We start from the raw sequence: 7,285 nt of genomic DNA, 5'->3' as shown, positions 1-7,285 counted from the left end.
CATCCGCCCCCGCCAAACAGCCTGCCGCAGTAATCATCCGGCCTGCCACGGAGGCCGACATGGGCGCCGTCGCCGCCATCTACCGACACCACGTGCTCCATGGCACCGCCACCTTCGAGACCGATGCGCCGACGGCCGAGGACATGCGGCAGCGCAGGGCCGCCATCGCCGAGCGTGGGCTGCCCTACCTGGTGGCCGAGGGCAGTGAGGGGCGGGTGCTGGGTTATGCCTACGCGGGTGCCTACCGGCCTCGGCCTGCCTACCGGAACACGCTGGAGAACTCGGTCTACATCAGCGAGGAGGCCCGCGGCCACGGCATCGGCCGCCGCCTGCTTGAAGCCCTCATCCAGCAGTGCTCTGACCTCGGCTACCGCCAGATGGTGGTCGTCATCGGCGACAGCGCGAACGAGGTGTCGGTCCGGCTGCACCGGGCGGTGGGCTTCGAGCACACCGGCGTCCTGCGGTCGGTCGGGCGCAAGCATGGGCGCTGGCTGGACACCGTGCTGATGCAGCTGGCGCTTGGCGACGGCGACACGGCGCCTCCTGTGACCGAGTAGCCCGGGCGCGCGGCGATCCACCAGGTTCCCGTTGGCTTGAAGTCGATCTATCGTCCGCGCCCGGCAACCTGGAAGCGGCTTCATGGGCAGTAGACTCGCAATCGTGGGTGGCGGACCGAAGGCGGTCGCCATCGCCGCGAAGGCGCAGATCCTCAGGGAAGAGGGCCTGCTCGACTGCGAGGTGCATGTCTTCGAAGCGCGTGAGATCGGCGCGTCCTGGACAGGTCGGCACGGCTACACCGACGGGGAGCAGGCGCTCTGCACGCCTGCGGAGAAGGACCTGGGCTTCCCGTACGCGGAGATGCCCGGGGCGCCCGATGCAGCCGAGAAGATGATGGCCCGGTTCTCCTGGAGCACGTTCAAGGCATCCAGGGGATACGCCGACTGGGTCGATCTGGGGTGCCCGCGAGCCTCGCATGGCGACTTCGCCGAGTACCTGAAGTGGGCCTTCGGGCGGAGCGGCGCGGCCCTGCACCATGGAGAGGTCACGCGTCTGGAGGAGGAGTCCGGTTCCTGGAAGGTGGAGTGGAAGGAGGCGGGCGCCGGGCCAGCCAAAGCCCACGAAGCGATCTTCGATGGCGTGGTCGTGACAGGCCACGGACCGGCGCGCCCGATGGGGCCGACATCCAGTCCGCGCATGATGGACGGCCACGGGATCTGGCACACGAAGGAGCGGACCAGGGTACTTGGCCTGCTACATACGCGGACGGTGTCGGAGGACGCCCCGCTCGTCGTGATCGGCAGTGGCGGCACCGCCGCGGCCGTGTTGGCGTGGCTGGTCCGCGAAGGCTTCCGGGACCTCCCCATTCATCTTCTGGCGGAGCAGGCGACGTTCTACAGCCGCGGCAACAGCGTCTTCGAGAACCGCCTCTTCAGTGATCCCATCCAGTGGCAGTCGCTGACGCACACCACCCGCAAGGCGTTCTTTGAACGGTTGACCCGGGGCGTGGTCTGGGATGCCGTTATGGAGGAACTCGTTCACCTGTCAGCCCTGACCTTCGTCGACGGGCGCGCCACCAGCATCGTCCCCACCGGAAGCGGAGACCTGACGGTTAGCTGGCAACGGACCCTGACCAAGCTTGAGCTCAAACTTGGAGTGGCTCAAACCGGCGCCACCGATGCGGGCCTAGTGATCAACGCCACCGGCTTCGACAACTGGTGGTTCCTGAACCTGCTCCCGCCGGGCACGGTCCCCTCCGCCGGAACCAAGCGGGCCGCTTACCTCGAGAGGCTGACGCACGGGATGAATGAGAACCTGGCGTTCGGCGACGGATGGACCTTGCCGCGGCTGCACGCCCCGTTCCAGTCCATGCTTGTCGGCCCCGGATTCGCCAGCCTTCTGGCCCTGGGAGACATGGCGGATCGCGTCCTGCGCCCCTACATGAGGTAGGCGTCGATGACCCGGGGCCGTTAGCGCCACGGCGCCATTGAAGCCCGCCATGCCAACCTATATATATAAATAGGTCGGAGGAGGTCATGATGGCGGCTGTAACCAAGGTACTTCGGAGCGTCTTCCTGGATCCCCAGATGGACGAGATCCTCCGGCAGGTGGCTTACCGCCGCAACACCTCGAAGGGTGACCTGATCAGGACCTACGTCGAGCGTGGCCTGGATGCTGACCGCGAGACCCTCCTGCCGCAGGTCGAGGCGAAGGTGGAGGCCGCACCCAAGGCCGAGACAAAGCAGGTTCGGTCGGCGGGCAGCACCACGGTCAAGCCAATGGCATCGCGCGGACGCAAGAAGAAGTCGGAGAGTTCCCCGCGCAAGGTGGCTGCCACGGCCTAGGCAGCCACCTTGCGGACACCTGGAGTTCGCCAATAGCACCGTCTGACACAGAGCCTCGGTAGCTGTGGGGGCCGGTAAGGTTCAGCCTACCGCTCCGGACGTGGCGGCTAGATCCTCCCTGGCCTGCTTCTCCGCCCGCTCCTTGCGCTCGCTGTAGCGGTCGGTCAGGTGGCCGGACACATCCCGCGTCAGCAGGGTGAACTTCACCAGTTCCTCCATCACGTCGACCACGCGGTCGTAGAGCGGCCCCGGCAGCATCCGTCCCGCTTCGTCGAACTGCTCGTACGCCTTGGGCACGGAGGACTGGTTCGGGATGGTGACCATCCGCATCCAGCGGCCCAACAAGCGCAGCGTGTTGACGCTGTTGAAGCTCTGACTGCCGCCGGACACCTGCATCACCGCCAGCGTGCGTCCCTGGGTTGGCCGGACGCCGCGGCTCTCCAGCGGCAGCCAGTCGATCTGGTTCTTCAGGATGCCCGTGACGGCGCCATGCCGCTCCGGCGAGCACCAGACCTGGCCTTCGGACCACAGGGACAGTTCCCGGAACTCGGTGACCTTGGGGTGGTCGGCAGGCACGCTGTCGACCATCGGCAGGTCGCGGGGGTCGAAGACCCGCGTCTCGGCGCCCAGGCGGCGCAGGATGCGCTCGGCCTCCAGCGTCAGGAAGCGGCTGTAGGACCGCTCCCGCAGCGAGCCGTAGAGCAGCAGGATACGCGGCGGGTGCTGGCTGGCACCGGGGATGCCGAGCTTGGCGAGGTTCGGCACCTGGAGGTGTTCGTCGGCCACGTTGGGCAGCGAGAGGTCGAGGTCGGAACTCATCAGGGTCTCCCCGTCGGCAGAAGCTGCTGCAGGGTTCGGGAGGTCAGGTTGGTCACGGCTGGCCCGCCACCGGCAGCCAGAGCGCCAGGGCGGCCAGCGCGGCCAGCAGCACCGGCGGCGTGATGACTAGGCCAACCTTCATGTACTGGCCCCAGGTGATGGTGGTGCCCTTGCGAGCCAGCACGTGCAGCCAGAGCAGCGTCGCCAGGCTGCCGATGGGGGTGAACTTGGGGCCGAGGTCGCAGCCGATGACGTTGGCGTAGACCATGGACTCGCGGATGGCGGGCGGGATGCCCTCCGCCTGCTCGATGGCCAGGGCGCCGACCAGCACGCTGGGCATGTTGTTCATCACCGAGGAGATCAGAGCGGCACCGACGCCTGTCCCGATGGTCGCCGCCCACAGCCCGTGCCCGGCCAGCCATTCCAGCGCGTCGGCCATGTGGTCCGTCAGCCCGGCGTTCCGCAGGCCGTAGACCACCAGGTACATGCCAAGCGAGAAGACGACGATCTGCCACGGCGCCTCGCCCAGCACCTTGCGGATGGAGACAACGGCGCCGCTTCCGCCGCGGTGCCAGCGCCCGGCCAGCACCAGCAGCACCAGGGCGGCCGCGCCGGTCACGGCGGCAACCGGCACGTCGAGCGGCGCCAGGACGAAGTAGGCCAGCAGCAGCACGCCCAGCAGAGGGAAGGCCGCCCGGAAGACCAAGTGGTCACGGATGGCGGCCCCCGGCGGCTCCAGCTGGTCCAGCGCGTAGGCGGCGGGCACCTCGCGGCCGTAGTAGGCCCAGAGCACGCCGAGCGTCGCGGCCAGCGCCACCAAGTTCACCGGCACCATGACGGCGGCGTAGCGACCGAAGCCGATGCCGAAGTAGTTGGCCGAGACGATGTTGACGAGGTTCGAGATGACCAGTGGCAGGCTGGTGGTGTCGGCCACGAAGCCGCAGGCCACGATGAAGGCCAGCGTGGCGGCCGCGGAGAAGTTCAGCCTGAGCAGGATGGCCATGACGATGGGCGTCAGCAGCAGGGCGGCGCCGTCGTTGGCGAAGAAGGCGGCGATGAGCGCGCCCAGCACCACGACCAGCGGGAACAGCCGCCGCCCGTTGCCGCCACCCCAGCGCGCCACGTGCAGCGCCGCCCACTGGAAGAACCCGGCCTCGTCCAGCAGCAGCGAGATGATGATGAGCGCCACGAAGGTGAAGGTGGCGTCCCAGACGATGTCCCAGACCACCGGCACGTCGGCCCAGCCGATGACGCCGGTCAGCAGCGCAAGCGCGGCGCCGCCCATGGCGCTCCAGCCGATGCCGAGCCCCCGGGGCTGCCAGATGACCAGGACGAGGGTGAGGACGAAGATGGCCAGGGCCAGCATGCGGCGGGTTCTCTCGGGCGGAGGGCGCACGCCGCCATCCGTCGCTTGCTGGCGACGAGGCGGTGGCGCACGGTGCGGTGGGAGGGCGGCTGGCGCCGGGCTCAGGTGATGCGGCGGCCGTGGACGTCCACGACCTGCTCGCCGTCCTCCTTGGCGAAGGCGCCCATCTGCGGCTGCGGCAGGATGTCGAGGACGGTCTCGGAGGGGCGGCAGAGCCGGACGCCGAGTTCGGTCACCACCAGGGGTCGGTTAATGAGGATGGGGTGCTCCAGCACGGCGTCGACCAGCTGGCGGTCCGTCAGCGCGGGATCGTCCAGGCCCAGTTCCGCGTAGGGCGTCCCCTTCTGCCGCAGCAACTGCCGCGGCGTCACCCCGGCCCGCGCCATCAGCTGGAGAAGCATGACGCGTGACGGCGGCGACTTCAGGTACTCGACCACATGCGGCTCGATGCCAGCGTTGCGGATCATCGCCAGCGTGTTGCGGGACGTGCCGCAAGCGGGATTGTGGTAGATCACGACATCGGAGCTCATGGGGTCGTCTCCCGCGGCGGGCAGCACGGGAGCAGGTCGGCGACGAGCGGCTGGCATAGGTCCGCCCTCCCGCCGCAGCAGTCCCGCACCAGGAACAGCATCATCTCGCGGAGCCGCCCGAGGTCGGCCCGGTAGACGATGGACCGGCTGTGCCGCTCGGCCTGGAGCAGCCCGGTCCGCGTCAGGACCGCGAGGTGCGTGGACATCGTGTTCTGAGGGACGTCGAGCTGCCGCGCCACCTCGCCCGCTGGCAGGCCGTCCGGCTCGTGGCGCACCAGCAGCCGGAAGGTGTCCAGGCGGGTGCCCTGAGACAGGGCACTCAGGCAGGCAAGGGCGTCTGTTTCATCCATATATCGAGTATGGTCGATATGTGGAGGATGTCAATTGGCGCTCGTCGAAAACGCTCCGTTCCATACCGCATCAGCCCGAAGAGCTGTGCCTTAGCAATCGGTGTCGGCAAGCTTCCTCGTAGATCCGCCGGAAGTACTTGGTGATGCGGCCGCGGCTCGCCTCGATGCGGGCTTCGTGCTCGGAGATGATGTCCGCTACGTCGCTGTCCGACAGGTGCCCCTCGTAGAGGAGCCATCCGAGCAGTTGCGGCGTCGTCTGAGCGAGGTCCACCCCCACGTGGGGCGCAACCCTCCGCGCCCCCCTGTCCTCGGTGAGGACGGCCGATCCCAGGCGGCGGGCGAGCGCGAGAGCGGCGATCTCGCCCCGACCGAGCCGCCCACAAGCCGGAAGGGCGGCGACAGCCTGAAGGTCGGCAACAGAGAGCGCCTCCCCGGAGAACCCCTGATTGCCCGCTGCCAAGCGGGTCCTGAATTCATCCTGCATCGCCAATTCCGCGCTGGTCGCACGCGAACGCGCCTTGTCTAGGGCCTCGTACCGGACGTAGGGGGCGACAACGAACCACCGTCCCCGGCGCAGGGCGGTTGCCAGCAGCCGGGGGGAAGACAGCAGGTTCCAGACCGAACATGTGTCGATCGCGCTGACCCGCGCGAAGGCGCGGATATCGACGGTGACCTCCATAGGCTCAGTCACGCCCCAATGACCGCCCGAAAAGCGCGGCGATTTCGACCGTTTCCCCGGGTGTGGAGAGAAGCAGCTCGGTCAGAAGCCCCAGGGAAACGCGCCTTGCGTTGAAGGCTTCGAATGCCAGCCCAACATAGCGCCCGCTCAGGCCACGCTCCAGCAGCGCCTGCTTCCGTGCCAGCTGCGCCGGGCTGAGCTGGCCCTCCAACTCGGGATCCGGGGGTTCGGGCGGCCGTTGCGCAACCTCCCGCAGCCAGCTCCGCTGTTCCGCGCTGATGATCCGCGCGTCGAGGAGGCCGGATAGGAGCGCTGGCACGCTCACGCGCAGGCGTTCCGCCAACGCGGAAACTCCTGCCGGGTCGGCCATGTGGTCGCGCGGCATGACGGCGAGCAACCCCGGTGGAATGAGGAAGTGCGAGGCGAAGGCGTTCGCCCGCACCTCGACCCATTCGGGGTTGCTCCCGCCCGCCACCATGGACAGGGTGATTGGCGCATCGTCCGCGTCAAGAATGGCATGGCCGAGTTCGTGGGCGGCGCTGAACCGCTGGCGCGCCAGCCCCTCAGCCAAGTTGACGAGAATGCAGCGACCGGCCTCTGGGTGGTTCATGAACAGGCCGGAGATGTTGGAGTTCTCGAGCCGCCGCCGGAACACCCGGATGCCCATGTCCCGTATGGTGGAGAAGAGGTCCCGCACCCCTTCCCTGTCGTTGAGGTTCAGGTGCTTCCGCAGCGCTGCGGCGCAATCGTGGCCATGCCCCTTCATGAACTTGCCGCGCGGCCGGAACTCGAACGCCCGGCCGCGGGGTTCGAGACGGAGTTCACGCTCCAGCATTGCCTCGCTTCGGCACAGGAAGGCGAACTCCGCGATCGCGACCCGATCCGCCTGCGGCAGCACGTCTCCACGCTCCCGGAAGAGCAGCTCGACGCCTTCGTCAGGGTCCTCGGCGCCGTCAGCGAGGAGGTACTGGAAATCCTTCCGGTAGTGGTCCGCCAGGATGAGGACCTCGTCCCCGGTGGGCTCGATCCGGCCATCCTCGAGCGCACCCAGCCTGTCGGGCGGGATTCCGGTCGACGATGCGACGGAGCCGATCTCCTGGCCGAAATCCTTGCGGAGTGTGCTGAGCTTGCGCCCGAAGGCGGCCGCAGTGAAGGGCATCGCGCGCCTCCCTGCGCCCGGCTTGAGGCGTGGAGAAGAC

9 protein-coding genes are annotated in these 7,285 nt (G+C 68.2%); 3 read left to right on the top strand and 6 right to left on the bottom strand.

Annotation, left to right across the window (positions count from 1 at the left end; genetic code table 11):
• The 3 genes from GVN67_RS16260 to GVN67_RS16250 form a co-directional block, all read left to right on the top strand.
• The coding region (locus tag GVN67_RS16260; RefSeq protein WP_408906357.1) for an N-acetyltransferase family protein at positions 1 to 557 on the top strand (557 nt) is incomplete at its 5' end.
• 82 nt (positions 558 to 639) lie between these two features.
• The gene (locus tag GVN67_RS16255; protein WP_159997806.1) at positions 640 to 1,947 is read left to right on the top strand and encodes a SidA/IucD/PvdA family monooxygenase; all 1,308 of its coding nucleotides are present in this window, start codon (positions 640 to 642) and stop codon (positions 1,945 to 1,947) included.
• A gap of 137 nt (positions 1,948 to 2,084) precedes the next feature.
• Positions 2,085 to 2,342, top strand: coding sequence for a hypothetical protein (locus GVN67_RS16250; protein ID WP_159997804.1), 258 nt, complete (start codon positions 2,085 to 2,087; stop codon positions 2,340 to 2,342).
• Between the two features lie 81 nt (positions 2,343 to 2,423).
• Here the strand turns inward: GVN67_RS16250 and arsH are convergent, their stop codons facing one another.
• The 6 genes from arsH to GVN67_RS16220 form a co-directional block, all read right to left on the bottom strand.
• Positions 2,424 to 3,161, bottom strand: a complete 738-nt coding sequence (gene arsH, locus GVN67_RS16245; RefSeq protein WP_159997802.1) for an arsenical resistance protein ArsH — start codon at positions 3,159 to 3,161, stop codon at positions 2,424 to 2,426.
• A gap of 52 nt (positions 3,162 to 3,213) precedes the next feature.
• On the bottom strand, positions 3,214 to 4,527 hold the full coding sequence (locus GVN67_RS16240) for an arsenic transporter (RefSeq protein ID WP_159997800.1): 1,314 nt from the start codon (positions 4,525 to 4,527) through the stop codon (positions 3,214 to 3,216).
• A gap of 101 nt (positions 4,528 to 4,628) precedes the next feature.
• Entirely contained in the window at positions 4,629 to 5,057 is a 429-nt protein-coding gene (gene arsC, locus GVN67_RS16235; protein ID WP_159997798.1) for an arsenate reductase (glutaredoxin), read from the bottom strand.
• Entirely contained in the window at positions 5,054 to 5,407 is a 354-nt protein-coding gene (locus tag GVN67_RS16230) for a helix-turn-helix transcriptional regulator (protein ID WP_159997796.1), read from the bottom strand. Before GVN67_RS16230 ends, arsC begins: the two co-directional genes overlap by 4 nt.
• Before the next feature lie 70 nt (positions 5,408 to 5,477).
• A complete protein-coding gene (locus GVN67_RS16225) occupies positions 5,478 to 6,086 on the bottom strand; it encodes a type II toxin-antitoxin system VapC family toxin (RefSeq protein WP_159997794.1) in 609 nt (202 codons plus the stop codon).
• A 4-nt stretch (positions 6,087 to 6,090) separates the two neighbouring features.
• Positions 6,091 to 7,245 (bottom strand): ImmA/IrrE family metallo-endopeptidase, encoded by a 1,155-nt coding sequence (locus tag GVN67_RS16220; RefSeq protein ID WP_159997792.1) that lies wholly within the window; start codon positions 7,243 to 7,245, stop codon positions 6,091 to 6,093.
• Positions 7,246 to 7,285: the final 40 nt, after the last annotated feature.

The organism is Roseomonas sp. 18066 (genome assembly GCF_902706185.1).
In the GTDB taxonomy this organism is placed as follows: Bacteria; Pseudomonadota; Alphaproteobacteria; order Acetobacterales; family Acetobacteraceae; genus Pseudoroseomonas.
This window is presented reverse-complemented; position numbering and strand designations above follow the sequence as displayed.

What these genes read in the sequence shown, in the direction of transcription:
- GVN67_RS16255 (WP_159997806.1), top strand. Translation starts at nt 640, where the DNA reads ATGGGCAGTAGACTCGCAATCGTGGGTGGCGGACCGAAGGCGGTCGCC.
- GVN67_RS16250 (WP_159997804.1), top strand. Translation starts at nt 2,085, where the DNA reads ATGGACGAGATCCTCCGGCAGGTGGCTTACCGCCGCAACACCTCGAAG.
- arsH (WP_159997802.1), bottom strand. Translation starts at nt 3,161, where the DNA reads ATGAGTTCCGACCTCGACCTCTCGCTGCCCAACGTGGCCGACGAACAC.
- GVN67_RS16240 (WP_159997800.1), bottom strand. Translation starts at nt 4,527, where the DNA reads ATGCTGGCCCTGGCCATCTTCGTCCTCACCCTCGTCCTGGTCATCTGG.
- arsC (WP_159997798.1), bottom strand. Translation starts at nt 5,057, where the DNA reads ATGAGCTCCGATGTCGTGATCTACCACAATCCCGCTTGCGGCACGTCC.
- GVN67_RS16230 (WP_159997796.1), bottom strand. Translation starts at nt 5,407, where the DNA reads ATGGATGAAACAGACGCCCTTGCCTGCCTGAGTGCCCTGTCTCAGGGC.
- GVN67_RS16225 (WP_159997794.1), bottom strand. Translation starts at nt 6,086, where the DNA reads ATGGAGGTCACCGTCGATATCCGCGCCTTCGCGCGGGTCAGCGCGATC.
- GVN67_RS16220 (WP_159997792.1), bottom strand. Translation starts at nt 7,245, where the DNA reads ATGCCCTTCACTGCGGCCGCCTTCGGGCGCAAGCTCAGCACACTCCGC.